General features: G+C 68.2%; 21 protein-coding genes. 14 read left to right on the forward strand and 7 right to left on the reverse strand.

Features of this window, described 5'->3' with window-relative positions:
• Positions 1-62: 62 nt before the first annotated feature.
• Genes ACWPMX_RS12840 through ACWPMX_RS12850 form a run of 3 tightly spaced genes read left to right on the forward strand, consistent with a single transcriptional unit; the run spans position 63 to position 2,913 of the window.
• The gene (locus ACWPMX_RS12840; RefSeq protein ID WP_455700388.1) at positions 63-1,763 is read left to right on the forward strand and encodes a M28 family metallopeptidase; all 1,701 of its coding nucleotides are present in this window, start codon (positions 63-65) and stop codon (positions 1,761-1,763) included.
• Between the two features lie 10 nt (positions 1,764-1,773).
• On the forward strand, positions 1,774-2,766 hold the full coding sequence (locus tag ACWPMX_RS12845) for an agmatine deiminase family protein (protein ID WP_455700389.1): 993 nt from the start codon (positions 1,774-1,776) through the stop codon (positions 2,764-2,766).
• A gap of 24 nt (positions 2,767-2,790) precedes the next feature.
• On the forward strand, positions 2,791-2,913 hold the full coding sequence (locus ACWPMX_RS12850) for a hypothetical protein (protein WP_455700390.1): 123 nt from the start codon (positions 2,791-2,793) through the stop codon (positions 2,911-2,913).
• Here ACWPMX_RS12850 and ACWPMX_RS12855 read toward each other — a convergent pair.
• The 3 genes from ACWPMX_RS12855 to ACWPMX_RS12865 all read right to left on the reverse strand — a co-directional run bounded on the left by ACWPMX_RS12855 (position 2,910) and on the right by ACWPMX_RS12865 (position 7,580).
• Positions 2,910-3,653, reverse strand: a complete 744-nt coding sequence (locus tag ACWPMX_RS12855; protein ID WP_455700391.1) for a sulfite exporter TauE/SafE family protein — start codon at positions 3,651-3,653, stop codon at positions 2,910-2,912. The genes ACWPMX_RS12850 and ACWPMX_RS12855 overlap by 4 nt on opposite strands.
• Positions 3,650-5,665, reverse strand: coding sequence for a threonine--tRNA ligase (gene thrS, locus ACWPMX_RS12860; protein WP_455700392.1), 2,016 nt, complete (start codon positions 5,663-5,665; stop codon positions 3,650-3,652). The genes ACWPMX_RS12855 and thrS overlap by 4 nt, the downstream gene beginning before the upstream one ends.
• A gap of 259 nt (positions 5,666-5,924) precedes the next feature.
• Positions 5,925-7,580 carry an alkaline phosphatase D family protein gene (locus tag ACWPMX_RS12865; protein ID WP_455700393.1) on the reverse strand — a complete coding sequence of 552 codons (1,656 nt, stop codon included), beginning with the start codon at positions 7,578-7,580 and terminating at the stop codon, positions 5,925-5,927.
• A gap of 146 nt (positions 7,581-7,726) precedes the next feature.
• On the opposite strand from ACWPMX_RS12865, the gene ACWPMX_RS12870 reads away from it, so the two are divergent.
• From ACWPMX_RS12870 to ACWPMX_RS12900, 7 genes are all read left to right on the forward strand, one after another.
• A complete protein-coding gene (locus ACWPMX_RS12870) occupies positions 7,727-8,113 on the forward strand; it encodes a hypothetical protein (RefSeq protein ID WP_455700394.1) in 387 nt (128 codons plus the stop codon).
• On the forward strand, positions 8,110-8,301 hold the full coding sequence (locus tag ACWPMX_RS12875) for a helix-turn-helix transcriptional regulator (protein WP_455700395.1): 192 nt from the start codon (positions 8,110-8,112) through the stop codon (positions 8,299-8,301). The genes ACWPMX_RS12870 and ACWPMX_RS12875 overlap by 4 nt, the downstream gene beginning before the upstream one ends.
• 39 nt (positions 8,302-8,340) lie before the next feature.
• Complete coding sequence (locus tag ACWPMX_RS12880; protein ID WP_455700396.1) at positions 8,341-9,072, forward strand: alpha/beta fold hydrolase; 732 nt, start codon at positions 8,341-8,343, stop codon at positions 9,070-9,072.
• A gap of 9 nt (positions 9,073-9,081) precedes the next feature.
• Positions 9,082-9,909 carry a tetratricopeptide repeat protein gene (locus ACWPMX_RS12885; protein ID WP_455700397.1) on the forward strand — a complete coding sequence of 276 codons (828 nt, stop codon included), beginning with the start codon at positions 9,082-9,084 and terminating at the stop codon, positions 9,907-9,909.
• Complete coding sequence (locus ACWPMX_RS12890) at positions 9,906-10,889, forward strand: LLM class flavin-dependent oxidoreductase (RefSeq protein ID WP_455700398.1); 984 nt, start codon at positions 9,906-9,908, stop codon at positions 10,887-10,889. Before ACWPMX_RS12885 ends, ACWPMX_RS12890 begins: the two co-directional genes overlap by 4 nt.
• A gap of 151 nt (positions 10,890-11,040) precedes the next feature.
• Positions 11,041-15,798: an NAD-glutamate dehydrogenase gene (locus ACWPMX_RS12895; RefSeq protein WP_455700399.1), complete on the forward strand. Its 4,758-nt coding sequence runs from the start codon at positions 11,041-11,043 to the stop codon at positions 15,796-15,798.
• A gap of 43 nt (positions 15,799-15,841) precedes the next feature.
• The gene (locus tag ACWPMX_RS12900; protein ID WP_455700400.1) at positions 15,842-17,068 is read left to right on the forward strand and encodes an NAD(P)/FAD-dependent oxidoreductase; all 1,227 of its coding nucleotides are present in this window, start codon (positions 15,842-15,844) and stop codon (positions 17,066-17,068) included.
• Here the strand turns inward: ACWPMX_RS12900 and queG are convergent.
• The gene (queG, locus tag ACWPMX_RS12905) at positions 17,052-18,113 is read right to left on the reverse strand and encodes a tRNA epoxyqueuosine(34) reductase QueG (protein WP_455700401.1); all 1,062 of its coding nucleotides are present in this window, start codon (positions 18,111-18,113) and stop codon (positions 17,052-17,054) included. The genes ACWPMX_RS12900 and queG overlap by 17 nt on opposite strands.
• Before the next feature lie 74 nt (positions 18,114-18,187).
• Here queG and ACWPMX_RS12910 point away from each other — a divergent pair, with 74 nt between their 5' ends.
• The 4 genes from ACWPMX_RS12910 (at position 18,188) to msrB (ending at position 22,352) form a co-directional block, all read left to right on the forward strand.
• Positions 18,188-19,174, forward strand: coding sequence for an ABC transporter ATP-binding protein (locus tag ACWPMX_RS12910; RefSeq protein ID WP_455700402.1), 987 nt, complete (start codon positions 18,188-18,190; stop codon positions 19,172-19,174).
• Entirely contained in the window at positions 19,171-20,397 is a 1,227-nt protein-coding gene (locus ACWPMX_RS12915) for an ABC transporter permease (protein ID WP_455700403.1), read from the forward strand. The genes ACWPMX_RS12910 and ACWPMX_RS12915 overlap by 4 nt, the downstream gene beginning before the upstream one ends.
• A gap of 107 nt (positions 20,398-20,504) precedes the next feature.
• Positions 20,505-21,830 carry a cytochrome P450 gene (locus ACWPMX_RS12920; protein ID WP_455700404.1) on the forward strand — a complete coding sequence of 442 codons (1,326 nt, stop codon included), beginning with the start codon at positions 20,505-20,507 and terminating at the stop codon, positions 21,828-21,830.
• A 33-nt stretch (positions 21,831-21,863) separates the two neighbouring features.
• Positions 21,864-22,352 carry a peptide-methionine (R)-S-oxide reductase MsrB gene (msrB, locus tag ACWPMX_RS12925; RefSeq protein ID WP_455700405.1) on the forward strand — a complete coding sequence of 163 codons (489 nt, stop codon included), beginning with the start codon at positions 21,864-21,866 and terminating at the stop codon, positions 22,350-22,352.
• 73 nt (positions 22,353-22,425) lie between these two features.
• On the opposite strand, the gene ACWPMX_RS12930 is transcribed toward msrB, so the two are convergent.
• The 3 genes from ACWPMX_RS12930 to ACWPMX_RS12940 form a co-directional block, all read right to left on the reverse strand.
• Positions 22,426-22,692, reverse strand: coding sequence for a GlsB/YeaQ/YmgE family stress response membrane protein (locus ACWPMX_RS12930; RefSeq protein ID WP_067675557.1), 267 nt, complete (start codon positions 22,690-22,692; stop codon positions 22,426-22,428).
• A gap of 149 nt (positions 22,693-22,841) precedes the next feature.
• On the reverse strand, positions 22,842-23,141 hold the full coding sequence (gene sciP, locus ACWPMX_RS12935; RefSeq protein WP_455700406.1) for a CtrA inhibitor SciP: 300 nt from the start codon (positions 23,139-23,141) through the stop codon (positions 22,842-22,844).
• A complete protein-coding gene (locus ACWPMX_RS12940) occupies positions 23,138-23,431 on the reverse strand; it encodes a hypothetical protein (protein WP_455700407.1) in 294 nt (97 codons plus the stop codon). Before ACWPMX_RS12940 ends, sciP begins: the two co-directional genes overlap by 4 nt.
• Between the last annotated feature and the right edge of the window lie 61 nt (positions 23,432-23,492).

Below are 23,492 nucleotides of genomic sequence, written 5' to 3' on the forward strand. Positions count from 1 at the left end.
CGCGGCCTTGCTAGAGCGCCCGTGCTTTGCAAGAAGCCCGCCACGCAACGAGGAATTATCGCATGAAGGTTCGCATCCTGCTCGGCGCCGCCGCCGCGCTCTCGCTCGCCGCCTGTTCGATGACCGCCACCGGCGATGCCGAGGCATCTGGCGCCGCGCTCGATGTGCCCGAGGTCGCCCCGGGGACGCTGTCCGAAGCAACGATCAAGGCCGTCACCGAGCGGCTCGCCTCCGACGAGTTCGAAGGCCGCGCACCGGGAACGCCGGGCGAGGAAAAAACCATCGCCTACCTCATCGAGCAGTTCCAGAAGGCGGGCCTGAAGCCGGGCAACAACGGATCGTGGACCCAGCGCGTGCCGCTGGTCGAGATTACCGGGCAGAACTACGGCCCGCTGACGGTGACTGGAAAGGACGGCAAGGCGCAGTCCTTCACCTACGGGTCCGACTGGGTCGGCGCGACCTACCGCGAGAACGCGCAGGTGGACCTCAAGGACAGCGAACTGGTGTTCGTCGGCTACGGCATCGTCGCACCCGAGAAGGGCTGGAACGACTACGCCGGGCTCGACATGAAGGGGAAGACCGCGGTCATCCTGATCAACGATCCCGATTACGAGACCGAGGGGCTCGCGGGCGAATTCGGCGGCCGGGCGATGACCTATTACGGCCGCTGGACCTACAAGTACGAGGAAGCCGCACGGCAGGGCGCGGCGGGCGCAATCATCGTCCACGACACATTCCCCGCCGCCTATGGCTGGAACGTGGTCGAAAGCTCGTGGTCGGGACCGCAAGTCTACGCCCAGCGCGCCGACAAGGGTGCCAGCCAGACGATGATGAACGGCTGGGTGCAGAAGCCTGTCGCCGAGAAGATCCTCGCCGCGGGCGGGCAGGACCTCGCCAAGCTGGCGGCGGCGGCGAAGGCCAAGGGCTTCAAGCCCGTCCCGCTCGGGGTCAAGGTCGGGACCAAGTTCGGCAACGCGATCCGCACCTTCGAATCGCAGAACGTGATCGGCGTGCTCGAAGGCTCCGAGGCCAGGGACGAATACGTCCTTTACACCGCGCACTGGGATCATCTGGGCCGGTGCAAGCCCGACGCGAGCGGGGACGACATCTGCAACGGCGCGGTCGACAACGCGACCGGCACCGCGGCGCTCGTCGCGCTCGCCGAGGCCAATGCCAAGGCTGGGCCTGCCCGCCGCAGCCAGGTGTTCCTCGCCGTCACTGCCGAGGAATCGGGGCTGCTGGGCAGCGAATACTACGGCTCGAACCCGGTCTTCCCGCTCGCCGCGACGGTCGGCGGGATCAACATCGACGGCATGCCGATGGCGGGCCGCGCGAAGGACGTGGTCGCGATCGGCGGGGCCAAGAGCCAGCTCGATGCCTTCCTCCAGGCTGCGACAACCGGCGAGAAGCTGACGCTCGATCCCGAACCCACGCCCGAAAAGGGGTTCTACTACCGTTCGGACCACTTCAACCTCGCCAAGGTCGGGGTGCCGATGCTGTATCTCAAGGGCGGCGAGGACCTCGAACAGGGCGGCAAGGAGGCCGGCGCCGCGTTCGCCAAGAACTGGACTGAGAACATCTATCACCAGCCGGCCGACGAATACGATCCGGCGTGGAACTGGTCGGGCGCGATGCAGGTGCTCCAGCTCTACTACCGGATCGGGCGCAGCATGGCGATGAGCACGAGCTGGCCGAACTGGAACGACGGCGATGAATTCCGCGGCGCGCGCGACAAGTCGTGTGCCGGCGACGGCGGCTGCTGACACCCGCACCATGACCGCGATCATGCCGCCCGAATGGGCGCCGCAGGACTGGCTATGGATCGGCTTCCCGCACGATGCCGACGAGTGGCCCGAGGTGCTTGCAGCCGCGCAGGAGCAGATCGCCGCGTTCGCCAATGCCGTTGCCGACAGCGGGCAGGCGGTGCGCCTGCTGGTGCGCGACGCAGCGAACGAGGCGCGGGCGCGCAGTCTGGTCTCGAGCGCGGTCGCGCTCGAGCGGCGGACCTTCGGCGACGTCTGGCTGCGCGATACCGGACCGCTGGTGCGGAGCGACGGCGTGGCGGTGCGCTGCCGCTTCAACGGCTGGGGCGGCAAGTACCTGATGGCGGGCGATCAGGAGATCGGCGCGGAGATCGCGGGCGAAGCCGGTCTCGACGTCATCCAGTCCGACTGGATCCTCGAAGGCGGGGCGATCGACGGTGACGGCACCGGCCTCGTCGCGACGACCGAGCAGTGCCTGCTCAACCCCAACCGCAACCCGCACCTCTCGCGCGACGAGATCGAGGCGCGGCTGGCGCGCGATCTGGGCTTCGACCGCGTGCTGTGGCTCGGCGACGGGCTGCTCAACGACCATACCGACGGGCACGTCGACAACCTTGCGCGGTTTGTGGGCGCCAATCGCCTCGCGCTGCCGCGGGCGACCGGTCCCGGGGAGCCCAACGCCGCGATCTATGCCGATGCCAAGGCGCGCGCCGAGGCGTTCGGGGTCGAGGTTATCGAGATCCCCTCGCCCGGCCTCGTCACCCGCGGGGACTTCATCGAGCCGGCCAGCTACGCCAATTTCGCGATCACCACGAACCTTGTGGTCGTGCCGACCTTCGGCTCGGTCCACGATGCCGACGGGGTTGCGGCGATCGCCGCGCTGTTCCCTGATCGCGCCACGATCGGCCTGCCGGGAGACGCGGTGCTGGCGGGCGGCGGCGGGTTTCACTGCGCCAGCCAGCAGATGCCCCGGCTCGAATCAGAGGCATTAACCCGGAATTAGGGAGTCGGGCGCAGCTTCGCCTTCATGGCCCGAGCAGTAGCCCATGTCCTGACCAGCGAGTCGCCCGCCCTCGAGGTGGTGCGCTTTACGCTGGTGACGGGATCGACGCTGGCACTGATCTTCGCCGGCCGCTTCCTTCCCTTCTAGGCGCTCACCAGCTTCAGCGCCGCACCGCCGGCCGCGAGGCCCAGCACCGCGCCGGCAATCCAGCGCCATGCGCGCGGGTCGATGCGGCCGAACGCCTTGCCGCCCACCCAGTTGCCGACGAAGACCGCCGGATAGAGGCCGAGCGCAACGAGGAACTCGCGCCATGTCGCAACGCCCAGCGCCAGCGCGCTCAACGCCCCCGCACCCTGCGTGACGAGGAACACCGACATCATCGATGCTCGCGCGGTTGCAGGCGCGATCGGGCGACGGAGATAGAACGGCACAACCGGCGGCCCCGGCATCCCCGCAAAACCGGTGAGCAAGCCCGAGGCGACGCCGGTCGCCACCGTCTCGCCGCGCGCGGGCCGCTCGTGCGGGCGGGGCGGCAAGAGGACCGCAACGAACGCCCCGATCGCGACGAGCGCGATAAGCAGCCGCGCGACTTCCGGTGTCACTGCCGAAAGCGCCAGCACCCCGAGCGGGATCGCCAGAAGCGCCACCCCGGCGATGACCCACGCCGACCGCTCGGTTTCGGCGACCTGCTTGCGCAGCGAAACCATGCTGATCATGAAGCCGAGCCAGTTGCCCGCCACCACCGCCTCGGCGGGCGGGATCGCGAGGCCCAGCACCGGCACCAGCAGTATCGCGAGCCCGAACCCGGCGAGCCCGCGAACGAAGCCCGCGACCAGCGCCGCCGCCAGCCCGGTCGCAATCGCCGCGACGGTGAGCCCGAGGATCAACCCGGCAGGAGATCCGGCGCGGTGGCCTCGCCCACCAGCATCGCCAGCGCGTCGTCGAACGACATCACCTTCTGATGCTCCGCGCCGAGCGTGCGGACGGCGACGGTGCCTTCCTCGGCCTCGCGCTTGCCGACGACCAGCAGGTGCGGGACCTTGGCGAGGGAGTGCTCGCGGACCTTGTAGTTGATCTTCTCGTTGCGCACGTCGGTCTCGACGCGGATGCCCGCTGCCACCAGCTTCGCGGCGACGTGATGCGCGTAGTCGTCGGCGTCGGAGACGATCGTCGCCACCACCGCCTGCGTCGGCGCGAGCCACGTCGGCAGCTTGCCGGCGAAGTGTTCGATCAGGATACCGATGAACCGCTCGTACGAGCCGAAGATCGCGCGGTGGAGCATGACCGGGCGGTGCCGCTCGCCGTCCTCGCCGATGTAGCTCGCGTCGAGCCGTTCGGGCAACACGCGGTCGGACTGGATCGTCCCGACCTGCCAGGTCCGGCCGATCGCGTCGGTCAGGTGCCATTCGAGCTTAGGCGCATAGAACGCGCCCTCGCCCGGCAGTTCCTCCCATCCGTATTCCTCGGTGGCGAGCCCGGCATCGATGACCGCTTGGCGCAGCTCGCTTTCGGCCTTGTCCCAGTCCTCGTCGGAGCCGAACCGCTGGTCGGGGCGCAGCGCGAGTTTGACCGCGTAGGTGAAGCCGAAGTCCTTGTAGACCTTGTCGGCAAGCTCGCAGAAGCTGCGCACTTCCTCGACGATCTGGTCCTCGCGGCAGAAGATGTGGCCGTCGTCCTGGGTGAACTGGCGCACTCGCATCAGCCCGTGGAGCGCACCGTGCGGTTCGTTGCGGTGGCAGCAGCCGTTCTCGACCAGCCGCAGCGGCAGGTCGCGGTAGCTCTTGATGCCCTGCTTGAAGATTAGCACGTGCGCCGGGCAGTTCATCGGCTTCAGCGCCATCCACTGCGCGTCGTCGGAAACGATCGGTCCCTCGTCCTCGGTGTTGGGCACCTCGTCGGGGATGACGAACATGTTCTCGCGGTACTTGCCCCAGTGACCGGACTTCTCCCACTGGCGGGCGTCCATCACCTGCGGGGTCTTCACCTCGCGGCAGTCGGCGCCCTGCACCGCGCGGCGGATGTAGTCCTCCAGCATGCGGTAGATCGTGTAGCCCTGCGGGTGCCAGAACACGCTGCCGTGCGCCTCTTCCTGCAGGTGGAACAGGTTCATCTCGCGGCCCAGACGGCGGTGATCGCGCTTGGCGGCCTCCTCCAGCCGGTGGAGGTGCGCGTCGAGCTGCTTTTTGTTGAGCCAGCCGGTGCCGTAGATCCGCGTGAGCTGCGCGTTCTTCTGGTCGCCGCGCCAATAGGCGCCCGCGACGCGCGTCAGCTTGAAGGCAGCGGGGTCGAGCTTGCCGGTCGAGGGGAGGTGCGGACCGCGACACATGTCGAGCCAATCGTCACCCGAGCGATAGACCGTCAGTTCCTCGCCTTCGGGAAGCTCGGCCGCCCATTCGGCCTTGAACGTCTCGCCGTCGGCCTGCCACTTGTTGATCAGTTGCTGGCGACTCCAGACCTCGCGCGTGAGCGGTTTGTCGGCGCGGATGATCTCGCGCATCTTGTCCTCGATCGCCGGAAGGTCGTCGATCGAGAACGGCGTGCGGTTCGCAGGCGCCATGACGTCGTAATAGAACCCGTCGTCGGTTGCCGGGCCGAAGGTGATCTGCGTGCCGGGCCACAGCGCCTGCACCGCTTCGGCAAGAACGTGGGCAAAGTCGTGCCGGGCGAGTTCGAGCGCGTCGGCCTCGTCGCGGCTGGTTACGAGCGCGAGCTGGGCGTCGCCCTCGAACGCGCGATTGAGGTCGCGCAACTCTGCCCCCGAACCATGATCCACGCGCGCCGCGAGCGCAGCCTTGGCAAGGCCCGGACCGATCGCCGCGGCAATATCCGCCGGGGTACTGCCCGCGGGCACTTCGCGCACCGATCCATCGGGCAGGCTGATCTTCAGAAACTCGCTCATCGTCCTCGTACCGTCGTTTGCCGCGCCCATGGCAGAAAGGGCCGCGCGCCGGAAGCGTCAGTTGGGTGAAGCGGTTGCGGGAGGAAGACGCCGGTCCGCCCGCAACCGGGCGGCGGCAGGTCTTGCTAGCGCACGAAGCTGGCAGACGCTGGCCGCCCCCGGGTGACCGGGGTGGTGGTAGTCGTCGTAGCTGCGATACGGTGCGCCATGGCCGCTCACATAGCGACGAGGCGTTAACGGCTCAACCCTTGGCCGGGATTCAAGCCGTGAAGCGCCGCGCGCCGTAGGCCGCGACCATCCGGTGGGTCCCGGCGAGGGTCGCCGAGCGGGCGCGGACGGGGTCGCTGAAGCGCCATTCGCACGCAGCCTGCGCGGGCGTCAGCTCGACGGCCATGTATCCCCGCCGCGCTGTATCGGCCCATTTCATGCCCTTGTTATGACCGACCAGCGATGCGGCGAGGTCGGCGGGGCGGATCATGCCAAGGCTCGATTCGAAACCCGGTGACGTGACCGACTGTCCGGCGAACTCGACCCCCACGCCCTCGCCTTCGTGCGCGAGGTCGAACGCCCAAGCATTGTGCGAATCGCCCGTCAGCGTGACGAGGTTGGCGTCGGCCGAGCGCGCGGCCGCAAACAGTCGCTTGCGCGCCGCCGGGTAGCCGTCCCACGCGTCCATGTTGACCGGCAGTCCTGCGCGCGAGGTCATGGCTGCGGCGGTCAGTCGCCGCCGGACCGCCGCGGGTACATCGGTCCCGATCCGCTCGAGCAGGTCGGGCGGGGTCGAGAAGCCGCCCATGATCACCTGCTGCACGAGCACCTGCCACCTGCGACCGCTGCGCACCGAGGAAGCGAGGCCCGAGGCGAGCCATTGCTCCTGCGCCCCGCCCATCAGCGTGCGTTTCGGGTCGGCCCAGGCTCCGTCGCGCAGTGCGGCGAGCGCGGCGTCGAGCCGCTCGGGCGGCACGCCGGCGACCGCGCCGTTCACGTCGATCGGCTTGTCGCGCGCGGTAATCCGGGTCTCGATCCGAAACAGCGTGGCGAGGTCGCCGACGTCGTAGCGCGCCCACGGCTTGTCGGAGACCGGCAGCCACTCGCTGCGCGCCTTGATCGCCGCCTTCGTTCGTGCCGACCACGACCCCTCGCTCTCGGACGAATGGTTCTCCGCCCCGCCCTTCCATGCATCGTTGGCAGTCTCGTGATCGTCGAACACCGCGACCATCGGGTAGAGCTGGTGCAGCCGCATCAGGTCAGGATCGAGGCGGTAGCTGGCATAGCGGCGGCGGTATTCGGCCAAGTGCACGAGTTCGCTCGGCGGCTCGATCTGCCGTCCCGAAACGGTCTGCGCGGCGCTCGGATAGATCCCCGCCGCATATTCGTAGAGGTAATCGCCGAGATGCACGGCGAGGTCGAACTCGTCGGCCTGCGCGGCGTGGGCGTAGCCGTTGAAGTACCCGAAGCCGAGGTTCGAGCAGCTGAACACTGCCATGCGGAAGCGGTCGGTCGACCCTTCGGGCAAGGTCTTCGTGCGGCCGACCGGAGAGAAGCTGCCGTCGGGCGCGACGAAGCGGTAGTGATACCATCGGCCGGGCGCGAGGCCCCTGGCAGTCGCCTTGGCGCACCAGTCGTTGGCGGGCATTGCGGTCACCGAACCGCCGCTGGCGATTTTCGTGAACTCCGCGCTTTCCGACACCTCGAACCGCAGCCGTGTGGGGTGCGAACCGACGTAACGGGTCCACAGCAGCACCGATTTCGCCGCCGGCTCTCCGCTCGCGACCGCATGGGTGAAACCCCCGCCGATCTGCGCCACCAAAGGCGCCGCACCGACCAGCCCCGCGCCGAGCAGGCCACCCCGCAGCAAGCTGCGCCGGTCGAGTGCGGGCATCGGCACGGCGGCGGGCGGTTGGCGGGTGGGCATCGTCTCTCCCCTTTCGGTCGCAGGACCAGTGCCCGCATCGCATGACGGTTTGCGGTCAGCAAGGGCACCATCCAAATGTAAAGGTCGCTTGACTCAGATCCATCCTAATGTAAAGCGAGCTTGTCATCTGTTCGAGGTTTTCCGCCATGACCGCCCCTGCTTACATACGCCGCTATTTCTTTCGCCTCACGGGCTTCATGGCCGGGTATATCGGCGCACTCGTCGGCGGGCTGCTGATGGTGCGGGACGGGGCGCCGGACCTGGCGCGCATCGCCGTCGCGCTCCTGACCGCCGGAATGATCTGCGGCGTGTTCTGGGCGATCTTCCGACTGATCGCCGAATGCGACGACGAGTACCAGCGCCACCTCCTCATCAAGCAGGTCCTGCTAGCGACGGGCGCGATGCTCGCCATCACGACGCTGTGGCAGTTCCTTGCCGTGTTCGATGTCGTCGACAGCGGCCCGCAGTGGATCGGCGTCATCTGGCTGGCCCTGTTCGGTATCGCCGCGCCGATCGTCCGGTTTCGCTCGTGAAGAACCGCCTCAAGGCCCTGCGCGGCGAGCGTGGCTGGAGCCAGCAGGACCTGGCCGACCGCCTCGGCGTCAGCCGCCAGAGCGTCAATGCGATAGAGACCGGTCGGTACGACCCCTCGCTGCCGCTCGCGTTTCGGATCGCGGACGTCTTCGCGATTCCCATCGAGGACATCTTCCTTCGCGATTGAAGGTTGATTCCCGGAGCTTGAGCCCCGACTTGCCCTGGCATGGAACCAGCCATCCGTTTCCACGCTCTGCCTGACGGGCGCCGGATCGCCTTCCGGCATCTCGCGGGAGACGGGCCGGCGATCGTCTTCCTCCCCGGCTACATGTCCGACATGGCGGGCGGCAAGGCGACCGCTGTGATGGATTGGGCGCACGGTGCGGGGCGCGAATGCCTGCTTCTCGACTATTCGGGCTGCGGCGATTCATCGGGCGATTTCGCCGACGGTACGCTGTCGCGCTGGTGCGGCGAGGTGGTCGAACTGGTCGAGGCGGAATTGAACGGACCGGTCATCGTGGCCGGGTCGTCGATGGGCGGATGGCTCATGCTGCTGGTTGCCGAGGCGCTCGGCGACCGGCTTCACGGCCTCGTCGGCATCGCCGCTGCCCCGGACTTTACCGAGTGGGGCTACGACGAGGCGCAAAAGGGAACGCTGTCGGCGGGGGAGAAGGTTCTGGAGGACAACCCCTACGGTCCCGAGCCGACCCCGACCCATCCAGGCTTCTGGCGCGACGGACAGGCGAGCCGCCGCCTCGATGGCGCAATCGCGCTCGACTGTCCGGTCCGGCTGATTCACGGGATGCAGGATGCGGACGTGCCGTGGGAAATCTCGCAGCGGCTTGCCGCCGGACTGCGTTCGACCGACGTTCACCTGACGCTGGTCAAGGACGGCAACCACCGGCTGAGCCGCGAGCAGGACATCGCCCTGCTCCTGCGCACGATTGCCGCGCTCTAGGACGTGACCATGCTCCCCTTTCTCCTTCCGCTCGCGCTGATGCAGGTCGGCCCCGCGCCGACGACCTCGCCGATCACCGCGGTACCGCCGGAACTGCAGAACCGCCCGCCGCGAGAGGGCGTTCGCACCGCGCCGCTGATCGACCGGGCCAACAGCCGCCCGGCGATCGACCAGTGCCTGCAGACCGCGCGCACCGACGCCGCCAAGGCGCTCAAGATGGCGGAGGAATGGGTGTCGCGCACGAGCGGAACCCAGCGCGCCACCGGGCGCCATTGCCTCGGCGTCGCTGCGGGCTATCTCGGCGACTGGGAAACCGCCGCGACCGCGTTCACCGCCGCCCGCGAGGAGACCACCGACACCCGCTTCCGTGCGCGGATGGGCGCGCTGGCGGGCAGCGCGCTGCTCGCCCAAGGCAAGCCGGACGAGGCCCTCGCCGTGCTCGATCCGGCGCGCGCCGAAGCGGCGGGCGAAACGGAGCTGACCGGTGCGATCGACCTCGACCGGGCCACCGCGCTGGTATCGCTCGGCAAGCTCGCCGAGGCCTCGGCGGCGCTCGCCGAAGCGCGCGCGATGGCGCCGGACGAGCCGCACGCCTGGTTGCTCTCGGCCACGCTGTCGCGGCGACAGGACGATCTCGTCGCGGCGCAGGCGCAGATCGAGAAGGCAGTCGAGCTCGATCCGCGCGACCCGGCGATCGGGCTCGAGGCCGGCGTGATCGCCGCGCTCGGCGGGCGCAACGAGGCAGCACGCAAGTCGTTCGAATCGGTCATCGCGGCGGATGCCGACGGTCCTTATGCCGCACCCGCCAAGGCTTACCTCGCGCAGGTAAGCGAATGATCCCGCTTTCGGTCCTCGACCTCGTCCCGATCCGTGAGGGCGGTTCGCTGCCCGAGGCCTACGCCGCCACCGCGCGGCTCGCGCAGGTCGCAGAAGCGCAGGGCTACGCCCGCTTCTGGGTCGCCGAGCATCACACGATGGAAGGCATCGGCGGCGCCGCCACGGCGGTCGTGCTGGCCCACGTCGGCAACGCCACCTCGACCATCCGCATCGGGTCGGGCGGGATCATGCTGCCCAACCATAACCCGTTCGTGATCGCCGAGCAGTTCGGCACGCTCGACGCGCTGTTTCCGGGGCGGATCGACCTCGGGCTCGGCCGCGCACCGGGTGCGGGTCCCGAGCTGCAGCGCGCGCTGCGCAAGAACCTGCACCAGGCCGCCGAGTTCTTCCCGCAGGACGTGGTCGAGCTGCGCGCGCTTCTTGCGGGCGACCCGCAGCTGCCGATCCATGCGACGCCGGGGCGCGGCGCGCATGTCGAGATGTGGATGCTCGGCTCGAGCCTGTTCGGTGCCGACCTCGCCGCGCAGCTTGGAATACCCTACGCATTCGCTTCGCACTTCGCGCCCGACCACCTCGACGCTGCGCTGGCGCTTTATCGCGAGCGCTTCCAACCCTCGCCCTGGCTCGAAAAGCCCCGCGCGATGGCGGCGATGACGGTGTTCACCGCCGAGACGGATGCCGAGGCCGAGCTGATCGCATCGAGCCAGCAGCAGAGTTTCGTACGGCTGCGCACCGGCGAGCCGGGCCGCCTGCCCCCGCCGATCCCGAATTATCGCGAAACGCTGCCGGTGGCCGCGCAGGGTCTCCTCGCGCACATCGGGCAAGCGAGCGCGGTCGGCTCGCCCACGACCGTGCGCGAGGCGATCGGCCGCTTCGTCGAGCGAACGCAGGCCGACGAGATCATCGTATCAGGCGCCACCTTCGATCCGGCGGTGCGCGAACGTTCGCTCGAACTGACGATGGAAGCGCTCGCCGGATAATCCGCGCCGCTCGCGCGTAGTCCTAGCATGCGGGCGGCTTTCCGGGTTGCAGCCCTCCGCGCAAGGGCGTAACGCGCGCCAGATTGCTGCGAGTTGCGGCAACAATATAATAACAGCCCGCACCTCCCGACGGGCTGACGGAGCACGCAGGATGGCCGCCAAAGCCGCTGATTCGAAAGCCCGAACCCCGCGCCGCCAGGCCGGATCCCCTTCCCTCGCCGCGGGCCTCACGAAGGGCCTCGCTGCCTGCATGGCCGAGTCGCTGCTGCCCGGAGACGCCGGCTTCGACTCCCGCCTGCTCGCCGACGCTGCAGCGTTCGTCGGCGAAGCCGCCGCGACGCGCGAGGAGTGCGAGCCTTCGATCGTCATCGCCTCGGCCAGCGAAGAACGGCGCTTCATGCGCATCGCGGTGATCAACGACGACATGCCCTTCCTCGTCGATTCGGTGGCGGCGACGGTGGCCGCGCACGGGTTGTCGATCGACCGCCTGCTGCACCCGGTCGTGGCCGTCCGGCGCGATGCCAAGGGCAAGCTGGTCGAACTCCCCAGCGGAGCGGCTGCGGGTGAAGCGCGCGAATCGATGATCTACGTCGAGACGCCGCGCACCGACGCGCGCCAGCGCCGCGAGTTGGAGCGCGATCTTACCACGACGTTGACCGACGTACGCGCGGCGGTCGCCGACTGGCCGAAGATGCGCGAGACTATGCTCGAGGATGCGGCCCGGCTGACCGACGGCGAGGGCGCTGCTCTGCTCCGCTGGCTTGAAGGCGGGATGCTGACCCAGCTCGGCCACCTCACCCGCCGCCGTGACGGCAGCCACACCAACGTGCTCGGCATCTGCCGCAAGAGCGCCAAGGCGATTCTCGCCGACGTCAGTTACGACCGCGCATTCGCGTGGTTCGACGATCCCAAGCTCGGTGGTGGTCGCACGCCGCTGATCATCAAGGCGAACCGCCTGTCGAACGTCCACCGCCGGGTGCCGCTCGACCTGTTCATCGTGCCGCTGTTCGAGGACGGGAAAGTCGCCGCGCTGTCGATTCACGCGGGCGTGTGGACGAGCGCCTCGCTCGCCACCCCGCCTGCGCAAGTTCCGCGTCTTCGCACCCAGCTCGCCGATCTCAACGCCAAGTTCGGTTTCGACCCGCAGGGACACGCCGGCAAGGCACTGGTCCACGCGCTGACCGCGCTGCCGCACGATCTCGTGATCGGCTTCTCGGACGCCGACATAGAGCGCGTCGCGACCACCATGATGAGCCTCGTCGACCGGCCCCGGCCGCGGCTGGTGCTCGTCGAGGCTCCCCTCAGCCGCCACCTGTTCGCGTTCGTGTGGATGCCGCGCGACATGCTGTCGACACAGGTGCGGGGCCGTATCGAGGACCTGCTCGAGGAAGGCGCGGGCGCCAAGGCGCTCGACTGGAGCCTGCAGGTCGAGGGCGGCAACCTCGCGCTGCTGCGCTACGTACTGGACTACCGTGAAAGCACCGGGTCGCCCGATGCCGACGCGATCGAGGCCGCGATCCAGGCACTGCTGCGCGGCTGGGGCGAGGCGGTCGAGGGCGAACTCGTCGCGACCGGCGAAGAATCCTCGCGCGCCGCGGCTCTGGCAGCGCGCTTTGCCGAGGGATTCCCGACCGCCTACCGCACCAGCTATGGGGCGGCCGAAGCAGCACAGGACATCCGCCGCCTTCGCCGGCTGAGCGCGGTCGATGCGGAAACCGCCGGGGTGCTGCCCCAGCGCGACGCACGGCTTTATCGCCACCCCGATGACGCCGAAGGCCGGATGCGGCTCAAGGTCTATCAGCACGCGGGCGCGCTCGCGCTGTCCGACGCGGTGCCCGCGCTCGAGAACTTCGGCTTCCGCGTCCTCGAGGAAGTGCCCACCGCGCTCGGCGCGGGCGAAGACGGTCAGGCCCGCCAGGGCACGATCCACGATTTTACCCTGCAACTGGCCGAGGGCGAGCAGGCCGCCGCGATCGCCGAGCGGGCCGAGACGATCGAAAACGCCATCGCCGCCGTGCTCAACGGCGCGGCGGAAGACGATCCGTTCAACCGGCTCGTGGTCGGTACGGGTCTCTCCTCGCGTGAGGCCGACTGGCTGCGGGCGTTCTACCGCTACCTGCGCCAGGCCGGGATGGGCTTCACCATCTACACGGTGGTCGATGCACTGAAGCGCGCGCCGCAGGTCACCCGCTCGCTGATCGCGCTGTTCGCCGCGCGGCACGATCCCGCCTTCGCGGGCGACCGCGACGCCGAAGCCGCTCGCCACGAGGACGCGATCCGCAAGGGCCTGTCCCAAGTCGCGGCGATCAACGACGACCGCCTGCTGCGGCAGTACCACGCGCTCATCGGCGCGATCCTGCGCACCAACGCGTTCGCCCCGGCGGCGCGCGAGGCGCTCGCGTTCAAGCTCGATTCCGCGCTCGTTCCGGGGCTCCCGAAGCCGGTGCCCTACCGCGAGATCTTCGTCTACTCGCGCCGGGTCGAGGGCATCCACCTGCGCGCCGGGCCGATCGCCCGTGGCGGACTGCGCTGGTCCGACCGGCGCGACGATTTCCGCACCGAGATCCTCGGCCTGATGAAGGCCCAGCGCGTGAAGAACGCGGTCATCGTGCCGACCGGCGCGAAAGGCGGCTTCTATCCCAAGCAGCTGCCCGATCCGTCGCGCGACCGCGAAGGCTGGGGGGCCGAGGGTAAGGCCAGCTATCAGGTCTTCATCCGTACGCTGCTGTCGATCACCGACAACATCGTGAACGACAAGGTCGTCCACCCCGATAGCGTCGTCATCCGCGACGGAGAGGACCCCTACTTCGTGGTCGCCGCCGACAAGGGCACCGCGACCTTTTCCGACGTCGCCAACGCGATCGCCGAGAGCGAGCATTTCTGGCTCGACGATGCCTTCGCGAGCGGCGGCTCCAACGGCTATGACCACAAGGCGATGGGCATCACCGCCAAGGGCGCGTGGGTCTCGGTCCAGCGGCACTTCCTCGAAATGGGCATCGACGTGCAGTCGGACACGACGCGCGTCGCCGGCTGCGGCGACATGTCGGGTGACGTGTTCGGCAACGGGATGCTGTTGTCGAAGGCGATCAAGCTGGTCGCCGCGTTCGACCACCGGCACATCTTCCTCGATCCCGATCCCGATCCGGCGGCAAGCTGGAAGGAGCGCAAGCGCATGTTCGCGCTGCCGCGGTCGAGCTGGGACGATTACGACAAGTCGCTGATCAGCAAGGGCGGCGGCGTCTATGCCCGCTCACTCAAGCGTATCCCGCTTTCGAAGGCGGTGCAGGCCGCGCTGGGCGTCGACGCGAGCGAGATGGAGCCCGAGGCGCTGATCTCAGCGATCCTCAAGGCGCCGGTCGATCTGTTCTGGTTCGGCGGCATCGGCACCTACGTGAAGGCCAGCCACGAGGCGACCGCGGAGGTCGGCGACCCGGCCAACGATTCGCTGCGGATCGACGCGATCGAGCTGCGCGCCAAGGTCATCGGCGAAGGCGCCAACCTCGGCGTGACGCAGGCCGCGCGGATCGAGTTCTCGCAACACGGCGGGCGCATCAACACCGACTTCATCGACAACTCGGCCGGGGTCAATTGCTCGGACAACGAGGTCAACATCAAGATCGCGCTCGCCGCCGCGACCCGCGCGGGCAAGCTGAGCGAGGCCAAGCGCAACACGCTCCTCGCCTCGATGACCGACGAGGTCGGCGACCTGGTGCTGGAGAACAACCGGCTGCAGGCGCTCGCGCTGTCGATCGCGCAGGCGGGCGGCGCTCCGGCTGTCGCGGCGCAGGTCCACCTGATCGAGGCACTGGAAGAGCGCGGCGCGCTCGACCGCCGGACCGAGGGGCTGGCGGCGAGCGACGTGTTCGTCCGCCGCGCGAAGGACGGCAGCGGCTTGACGCGGCCCGAACTGGCCGTGCTGCTCTCGTCGGCCAAGCTGCTGCTGCAGGATGCGCTGGAGAAATCGACGCTGGTCGACGACCCGGTGCTCGAAGACCTGCTGCTGGCCTATTTCCCGACGCCGATGCGCAAGACTTGGAAGCGCCAGATCGAAGGGCACCAGCTCCGCCGCGCGATCATCGCGACCCAGCTTGCGAACAAGATGATCAACCGGCTCGGCCTCGTCCACGTATTCGAACTGTCCGAGGAAGAAGGCGTCGGCCTCGCCGACATTTGCGCCGCGTTCGTTTCGGCCGCACGCCTGTTCGGCGCCGACGCGCTGTGGGAACAGCTCGAGACGGCGAAGATGCCGGAAGACGCGCGCATCTACCTGTTCCGGCACACCGCCGGGGCGCTGCGCAGCCAGATGGCCGACCTTATCCGTGCGGGTGCCAGCACGACGATGCCGAGCGAGATGATCGCGCGCCTCGAAAAGCGCGTGACCGAGCTGTCGGGCTCGACCGGCGAGCTGCTCGCGCCCGCCTCGCGCGGTCAATCAGAGCGTCTGATCGAGGAATTCGTGCGCCTCGGCGCGCCCGAGAAGCTCGCCGCGAAAGTCGCGCACCTGTACGACATCGACGGGTCGATCGGCCTCGCGGCGCTGTCCCGCGATGCGGACATCGGCGCGCGCGCACTGACGAAGGCGTTCACCGACCTCGGCAATCGCCTTGGCCTCGACTGGGCGCAGAGCACCGCGGCGATGATGAATCCGTCGGACGTGTGGGAGCGATTGCTCGTGGCCGGGCTCAGCCGCGATTTCCAGCAGATGCGGCTCGACTTCCTGCGGCGGCTGTCGCGGCGCAAGGGCGCGAAGGAGAATCCGGTCGCGACCGTGTCTGCTTGGGCGGCCGATCACGAAGCGGCGATCCGCCAGTTTCGCGGCGTGATCGCACGCGCGCAGGGGCAGAATCCGGTCGCCCCGGCGATGCTCGCGCAGATCGCCAGCCAGGCCCGCAACCTCCTCGGTCGATAAGCGGTAGCTTGACGAGGGGACCATTTGCGGCAAATCGCCGCAAATGGACCGGGCAGATATCGTGATCGTGGGTGCGGGGCACGCGGGGGCGCAGGCCGCCATTGCGCTGCGCCAGCAGGGCTTCGAAGGGTCGATCCTGATGATCGGCCGCGACAGCGAACCGCCGTACGAACGGCCGCCGCTGTCGAAGGAATACCTCGCGCGCGACAAACCGTTCGAACGCATCCTGATCCGTCCGACGGCGTTCTGGGACGAACGCAATGTCACCCTGCGCCTTGGCGCGGCGGTCACCACGGTCGATCCGCAGGCGCAGTCGCTCAAGCTCTCCGACGGAAGCGAAGTCGGCTACGGCAAGCTGATCTGGGCAGCCGGCGGCGATCCGCGGCGCATCTCGTGCTCCGGCTCCGACCTGTCGGGCGTACACACCGTGCGCGACAAGGCCGATGCCGACCGGATCATGGCCGAGCTCGACAACGGAGCGAAGCGCGCGCTCGTGATCGGCGGCGGGTACATCGGTCTCGAGGCGGCGGCCGTTCTCACCAAGCTCGGCTGCAAGGTCACCCTGCTCGAGGCATTGCCGCGCGTGCTGGCGCGAGTCGCCGGCGAAGCGCTGAGCGACTTCTACCAGAACTACCACCGCGACCACGGTGTCGACATCCGGCTCGAAGCCAAGGTCGACAAGCTCGAAGGCGAGAACGGCTGGGTCCGCCGGGTCGTGCTCGAGGACGGCGAGGCAATCGAATGCGACCTCGTGGTCGTGGGCATCGGCATCGTGCCGGCGGCAGGTCCGCTGCTGCTCGCCGGGGCAGCGGGCGCGAACGGCGTCGACGTCGACGAATTCTGCCGTACCTCGCTGCCCGAAATCTATGCCATCGGCGATTGCGCGGCGCACGCGAGCGCTTGGGCCGAGGGATCGGTCATCCGGGTCGAATCGGTGCAGAACGCCAACGACATGGCGACCACCGTCGCCAAGCACATCATGGGCACCGAAGAGCCGTATCGCGCCTTCCCGTGGTTCTGGTCGAACCAGTTCGACTTGCGCCTGCAGACCGCGGGCCTCTCGATCGGGCACGATGCCACCGTGGTGCGGGGCGATCCGGGCGAAGCGAAGTTCTCGGTCATCTACCTCAAGGAAGGCCGCGTGATCGCGCTCGACTGCGTCAACATGACCAGGGACTATGTGCAGGGCCGCAAGCTGGTCGAGGCGCGCGCCGCGCCCGAACCCGAGGCGCTGGCCGACCCCGAGCGGCCGCTCAAGGAACTGATCTAAGCTCTCCCAAGGCCCATTCAGCGGCCTCGGCCACGGCCGGATCGGCATCGTCGACAAGCGCCGCGACGTGCGAATCAATCGCTCGATCTGCCGAGTTTCCCGCCGCGATGAGACAGTTTCGGACGAAACGGTTGCGCCCGATCCGCTTGATCGGGCTCCCCGAGAACAACGCGCGAAACCCGGCATCGTCGAGCGCGAGCAATTCGGCGAGGCGCGGCGCGACCAGTTCGGCGCGCGGCAGGAACGCGCGGTTGGCGGCGGCCGCATTGGCGAACTTGTTCCATGGGCACACGGCAAGGCAATCGTCGCAGCCGTAGATGCGGTTGCCCATCGCCTTGCGGAACTCGTGCGGGATCGGGCCCGCGTGCTCGATGGTCAGGTACGAGATGCAGCGCCGCGCATCGAGCCGGTAGGGCGCAGGGAACGCGTCGGTCGGGCATGCGCGCTGGCATGCGTCGCACGAACCGCAGCGATCGTCGTGCGGATCGTCCGGCGCGAACTCGATCGTGGTGTAGATCGCGCCGAGGAACAGCCACGAGCCGTGTTCGCGGCTGACGAGGTTGGTGTGCTTGCCCTGCCAGCCGAGCCCCGCCGCCTGCCCCAGCGGCTTTTCCATCACTGGCGCGGTGTCGACGAAGACCTTCACCTCCGCGCCCGGCACTTCGGCGACCAGCCAGCGCGCCAGCCGCTTGAGCGCTTTCTTGACGGTGTCGTGATAATCGCGGCCCTGCGCGTAGACCGAAATGCGCGCCCGCTCGCCGTCGCCCTCCAGCGCCAGCGGATCGCCTTCCGGCGCATAGCTCATTCCCAGCGCGATGACGCTGCGCGCGGCGGGCCACAGCCCTTGCGGCCCCGACCGTTCGGCAGCCCGCGCGGCCATCCACTCCATCGTCCCGTGCGCGCCCTCGGCCAGCCAGGTCGCCAGCCGAGCAGCCGCAACCGGGTCGTTTGCGGCGGGAGCGATACCCACCGCGACGAAACCTTCCTCGCGCGCCCGCCCGAACAGGCGCGTGCGAAGGTCATCGGCTTCGACGACGTTAACCAATCTTGGGGTTGCTCCCGTTCACGTGCCACGGTTAACCCGTGACCATGCATGCACCGCTAAGCGCAGACGGCTCCGTGAGCAACGACCGGCCGACCGTCCGTGATGGGACTCTGGCCGTCGAGGCGCCCCTTGCAATCGAGGCAAGGGGCCTCGTCAAACGGTTCGATTCGACCGTGGCTGTCGACGGTGTCGACCTGTCGGTGCCGCAGGGCGCGATCTACGGTGTGCTCGGCCCCAACGGCGCGGGCAAGACGACGACCTTGCGGATGCTGCTCGGCATCATCGATCCGGACGAGGGCGTACGGCGCATCTTCGGCCACGACCGGCCGCACGATATCGCCCGCCTGATCGGCTACCTGCCCGAGGAACGCGGGCTCTATCCGTCGATGAAGGCGTACGAGGCAATCGGCTTTCTCGGCGCGCTGCGCGGTATGCCGCTGGGCGAGGCTAAGCGGCGGGGCCGCGAATTGCTCGAGGAGCACGGACTCGGCCACGCCGCCGACCGCACGATCCGCCAGCTTTCCAAGGGCATGGCGCAGACGGTCCAGCTTCTCGGTACGCTGGTCCACCGGCCCCGGCTGGTGGTGCTCGACGAGCCGTTCAGCGGACTCGATGCGTTGAACCAGGGCAAGCTCGAAAAGATGATTCGCGGCCTCGCGGCGGACGGGACGACGGTGATCTTCTCGACCCACGTCATCGCTCACGCCGAACGGCTGTGCGAAGGCGTCGCGATCATCGCCGGGGGCAAGGTGCCCTATGCCGGCAGCGTCGATGCGGCGCGCGACCGGATCCCGGCGCAGGTCCGGCTGGAAACCGCCTCCGTCGGCGGCCCCTGGCGCGCGGCGCTACCCGCCGATGCCCGGCACGAGGGGAATTACTGGCTGTTCTCGCTGCCCGAGAGCGGAATCGAGCCGCTGTTGCGTGCGCTGATCGAAGGCAATGCGGGGATCCTTTCGCTGTCGATCGAGCGCGCGGGCCTCCACGATGCGTTCGTCCACATTGCCGGCGAAGCCGCGGCGCGCGCGCTGGAAGAAGAGAGCCCGGTGGAGCAGGTCCGATGAACACCGCACCGAACGATACGGCGGCGGCCCGCCTCTCGCTGCTTCAAGCCGCGCTGGTGGTCGCCCGGCGCGATTTCCTCGCGATCCTGCTGTCGAAGGCGTTCCTGTTCTTCCTGCTCGGCCCGGTGTTCTTCGGCCTCATCAGCGTCGGCGCCGCTTCGGTCGGACGCAAGGCCGCCGAGAATTCGGAGCCGCCGGTGCTGGCCGTGGCGATGAGCCTCGGCAACTCGATGGCGATCGTCCACGCGCGCGACCGGCTAGCCCCGCTGGTCGACCTGCCAAAGATCGCCCGGATCGAACGACCGACCGACGATCCGGGCACGCTTTTGCAGCAGCAAGGCAACAACTACGGCGCGATCCTGACGGGAACGCTCGACGCACCGCGCCTGATCGGGACCAAGGAGCGCATCGAGCGGTGGGAGGGCGAAGCATCGCTCCTGATCGCCAATGCCAAGGGGGCCGAGGCGACCTATCCCGAGGTCGCCCTCGAACCGACCGCGACCAGCGGAGCCAGTCGCAAGAGTGCGCTCGCCGGTACCGCGACCGCGGCACTGACGCTGTTGTTCCTGCTGACGATGCTGCTCGCGGGCATGGTGATGTCGAACCTCGTCGAGGAGAAGGCGAACAAGATCATCGAAGTCCTCGCCGCGGCGATACCGATGGACGCCGTTTTCCTCGGCAAGCTGTTCGCCATGCTGGCCGTCAGTTACGTCGGGATCGCCGTCTGGGGCGGCCTCGCCGGCGTGGCGATTGCCGCCGGCCTTCTAGAAGTTCAGTCGCTGCCGACGCCGGCGGTGGGCTGGGCACTCTTCCTCCCGCTGTTCCTCGTCTATTTCGCGATGGCGTACCTGCTCATCGGGTCGGTATTCCTCACCATCGGTGCGATGGCGCCCACTGTGCGCGACGTGCAGACGCTGTCGATGCCGGCGACGATGCTGCAGCTCGCGGTGTTCTTCCTCGCGACCTATTCGACCAGCGACATCGGGTCGCCCGCAGAGATGTTCGCGATCGCCTTCCCCTTCAGCAGTCCCTACGCGATGGTGAGCCGGGCGGCGCAGCTGTCGGCGCTCTGGCCGCATGCTCTCGCAATCGCGTGGCAAGTGCTCTGGGTGATCGTGTTCGTCCGCTTCGGAGCGCGCCTGTTCCGCCGCCGCGTGATGAAGTCGGGACCGTCTCCAGAGGGCAAGCGGGGGCTGTTTCGGCGCAAAATCGCGCCGACCTGATCGGTCCCGAATCGCAACTGCTATTGACACTGCAGTAAGCAGGCGCAGGATAGCGCCCGGACGAGAGGTGGCCCGGAGCGGAGTCGCCCTGAGCAGGAGAGACCCCGATGGCAACCCAGCTTGCCGCGCCGCCGACGTGGACCACTTCCCCGCGTGCGGCCGATGCGCTCGAACAGGCGCTGCGCGACAATCCGCAGGCGATCCCGCAGCATAGCGAGGCGGGCGACGTCAGCCGGTCGGACATCTACGTCGAGGACCGCTGGCAGCCGATCTTCCGCGACCTGCGCGCCAAGGGCGACGTCCACAAGGTCGAGCACAGCCCGTTCGGCCCGCACTGGAACGTGGTCAGCCACCGTGCGATCCAGCACGTCGAGGCGCTGCCCGAGCTCTATTCCTCGGCCGGGGGCATCACGATCCTCGACCGGCTGACCGACGAGCAGTTGGCCGAGCTCGGTCGCGACCGGTTCGAGCTGCCGATGTTCATCGCGATGGACCGGCCCAAGCACACCGGCCAGCGGCGCACCGTCGCGCCCAAGTTCACTCCCTCGAACATGGCCGACATGGAAGGCGAGATCCGCGCGCGGACCGGCGAGCTGCTCGACACCCTGCCCCGGCGCGAGGTGTTCGACTGGGTCGATACCGTTTCGATCGAACTCACCACCGGAATGCTCGCGCTGCTGTTCGACTTCCCGTGGCAGGACCGCCGGCTGCTGACTTTCTGGTCCGACTGGGCGGGCGATACCGAGATCGGCCTGATCCGCCAGCTCGACGACCGGCGGCTCGGCATCATCCGCGAGATGGGCGCCTATTTCACCCAGTTGTGGATGGAGCGGGCGCAGAAGGAACCGACGCCCGATCTCATCTCGATGATGATCCACTCCCCCGCGATGAACCAGATGAGCCCCGAGGAATACATGGGCAACCTCATCCTCCTCATCGTCGGCGGCAACGATACCACGCGCAACACGATGAGCGGCATCGTCCACGCGTTCGACAAGTTTCCCGACCAGCGCAAACTGTTCGAGGAAGACCCTTCGCTGATCCCCAACGCGGTGCAGGAATGCATCCGCTACCAGACCCCGCTGGCGCACATGCGCCGTACGGCGAGCGAGGACAGCGAACTGTTCGGGCAGACGATCAGGGCGGGCGAGAAGCTGCTGCTGTGGTACATTTCGGGCAACCGCGACGAGACGGTGTTCGAGAACCCGGACAAGCTCGACATCACGCGAGAGAATGCGCGGCGCCATGTCGCATTCGGCTATGGCATCCACCGCTGCGTCGGCGCGCGCCTGGCCGAGCTGCAGCTCAAGGTCCTGCTCGAGGAGATGCACGCGCGGCGGATGCGGGTGCATGTCGCGGGCGACGTCGAGCGGGTGCGGGCGAACTTCGTCCACGGCTTCCGCAAGCTCGAGGTCGAGATCACCGAGTTCTGACGCGGTTCAGCGAACCGTGCTAATGGTGCGTCCATGACCACCGCTACCCGCCGCTCGCTGATGTCGTGGCTCGGCGCCACGGCGATCGCTCCCGCGCTTGCCGCCTGTGGCGGCTCGCCCGCGCAGGCGAAGTCGTGGCCCAAGGGGCTGACCGACGCCCAGTGGAAGGCGAAGCTGACGAAGAACCAGTACTGGATCCTGCGCGAGGCGGGGACCGAGCGGCCGTTCAGCCACCCGCTCGACAAGGAAAAGCGCAAGGGCACGTTCCTGTGCGCCGGTTGCGCGAACGAACTCTATTCGTCGTCGACCAAGTTCGACAGCAAGACCGGCTGGCCGAGCTTCTGGAAGCCGCTGCCCGGCGCGATCGCGACCGACACCGACTACAAGATCGGCATGCCGCGCACCGAAGTGCTGTGCGCCGATTGCGGCGGACACCTCGGCCACGTGTTCGACGACGGGCCGAAGCCGACCGGCAAGCGCTATTGCATGAACGGCGGCGCAATGACCTTCCGCGCGGGCTAGCGACCTCGCGATACGCACGAAAAAGGGCGGCGAAACCGAAGTTCCGCCGCCCTGATTTCCATCCGCGTCGGTGTTAGCGGATGCGCTTGCGCTGCACCAGGTTGGCGATCGCGAGCAGGATGATCGCACCGACGATCGCGACGAGGAACCCCGGAAGGTTGAACGTCTGGATCGTGGTGTCGATGCCCAGCAGCGGACCCGCAAGCAGGTTGCCCAGGATGGCGCCGACGATGCCGACGATGATGTTCATGATGATGCCCATCGACGCGTCGCGCGCCATGACCATGCTGGCCAGCCAGCCTGCGACACCGCCGACGATGATTGCAATGATCCAACCCATATTGCGGCACTCCTCTTTTCATTGCGCCCGGAATCAAGCTCCGTACGCGAACATGAACGGCGCTCAAGGCAAGGCGTTCCCCGGCTGCGATGAGCGGGCGAAGGAGGTTATGGGTATTTGGCTTCGGTTCAGCCGCAGAGCGGGCCGGATCAGTACTTCAGCTGGCGCTCGTAAAGGTCGCGATAGTGCTGGATGCGCGTGACACGAAGGCCCTGCATCCCCGAACGGTCGACCGCGCGCTGCCACGAGGCGAATTCTTCCAGCGTCAGGCCATAGCGCTCGAGGACGTCGTCGATCGACAGCAGGCCGCCGTTGACCGCGGCCACGACCTCGGCCTTGCGGCGCACGACCCACCGCTTGGTGTTCGGCGGCGGCAGGTCCTCGATGCCCAGCGGCTCGCCGAGCGGTCCGATGACCTGAGCGGGACGGATTTTCTGGTTCTCGATCATTGCGTTCCCTGTGCGCCCTTGACCCTGTCGTCCACGGTGGCGGACATTATTGCCGCGAGCGCTTTCACGCCTCCTAAAGCACCGAGGTTAACAGGGGGTTCGCCGAACCTTTCGGCATGCAGGATAAAATCGGCCTGCCCCTGGAAGCTGCCGCCTGCCGCGGCCGGACGGCTCACGAGGGCGCGCAGGTCGCGCGCCGCCGCGAATCGTATGACCAGCTCGTTCCAGTCGAGCGGGCGGAACGGATCCCCCTGGCCGACGGCGGCGGGCATGATGGCTGCTTCGAACATGCACCCGCTCTAGACCGCCATCGGTCAAGAACCGGTAAATCCGCCATTTACCCTCGGTTAG

It is taken from the genome of Tsuneonella sp. HG094 (assembly GCF_053819285.1).

What these genes read in the sequence shown, in the direction of transcription:
- ACWPMX_RS12885 (WP_455700397.1), top strand. Translation starts at nt 9,082, where the DNA reads ATGCTCCCCTTTCTCCTTCCGCTCGCGCTGATGCAGGTCGGCCCCGCG.
- thrS (WP_455700392.1), bottom strand. Translation starts at nt 5,665, where the DNA reads ATGAGCGAGTTTCTGAAGATCAGCCTGCCCGATGGATCGGTGCGCGAA.
- ACWPMX_RS12940 (WP_455700407.1), bottom strand. Translation starts at nt 23,431, where the DNA reads ATGTTCGAAGCAGCCATCATGCCCGCCGCCGTCGGCCAGGGGGATCCG.
- ACWPMX_RS12890 (WP_455700398.1), top strand. Translation starts at nt 9,906, where the DNA reads ATGATCCCGCTTTCGGTCCTCGACCTCGTCCCGATCCGTGAGGGCGGT.
- msrB (WP_455700405.1), top strand. Translation starts at nt 21,864, where the DNA reads ATGACCACCGCTACCCGCCGCTCGCTGATGTCGTGGCTCGGCGCCACG.
- ACWPMX_RS12840 (WP_455700388.1), top strand. Translation starts at nt 63, where the DNA reads ATGAAGGTTCGCATCCTGCTCGGCGCCGCCGCCGCGCTCTCGCTCGCC.
- ACWPMX_RS12900 (WP_455700400.1), top strand. Translation starts at nt 15,842, where the DNA reads ATGGACCGGGCAGATATCGTGATCGTGGGTGCGGGGCACGCGGGGGCG.
- ACWPMX_RS12930 (WP_067675557.1), bottom strand. Translation starts at nt 22,692, where the DNA reads ATGGGTTGGATCATTGCAATCATCGTCGGCGGTGTCGCAGGCTGGCTG.
- ACWPMX_RS12870 (WP_455700394.1), top strand. Translation starts at nt 7,727, where the DNA reads ATGACCGCCCCTGCTTACATACGCCGCTATTTCTTTCGCCTCACGGGC.
- ACWPMX_RS12895 (WP_455700399.1), top strand. Translation starts at nt 11,041, where the DNA reads ATGGCCGCCAAAGCCGCTGATTCGAAAGCCCGAACCCCGCGCCGCCAG.
- ACWPMX_RS12880 (WP_455700396.1), top strand. Translation starts at nt 8,341, where the DNA reads ATGGAACCAGCCATCCGTTTCCACGCTCTGCCTGACGGGCGCCGGATC.
- ACWPMX_RS12920 (WP_455700404.1), top strand. Translation starts at nt 20,505, where the DNA reads ATGGCAACCCAGCTTGCCGCGCCGCCGACGTGGACCACTTCCCCGCGT.
- ACWPMX_RS12865 (WP_455700393.1), bottom strand. Translation starts at nt 7,580, where the DNA reads ATGCCCACCCGCCAACCGCCCGCCGCCGTGCCGATGCCCGCACTCGAC.
- ACWPMX_RS12915 (WP_455700403.1), top strand. Translation starts at nt 19,171, where the DNA reads ATGAACACCGCACCGAACGATACGGCGGCGGCCCGCCTCTCGCTGCTT.
- sciP (WP_455700406.1), bottom strand. Translation starts at nt 23,141, where the DNA reads ATGATCGAGAACCAGAAAATCCGTCCCGCTCAGGTCATCGGACCGCTC.
- ACWPMX_RS12850 (WP_455700390.1), top strand. Translation starts at nt 2,791, where the DNA reads ATGGCCCGAGCAGTAGCCCATGTCCTGACCAGCGAGTCGCCCGCCCTC.
- ACWPMX_RS12845 (WP_455700389.1), top strand. Translation starts at nt 1,774, where the DNA reads ATGACCGCGATCATGCCGCCCGAATGGGCGCCGCAGGACTGGCTATGG.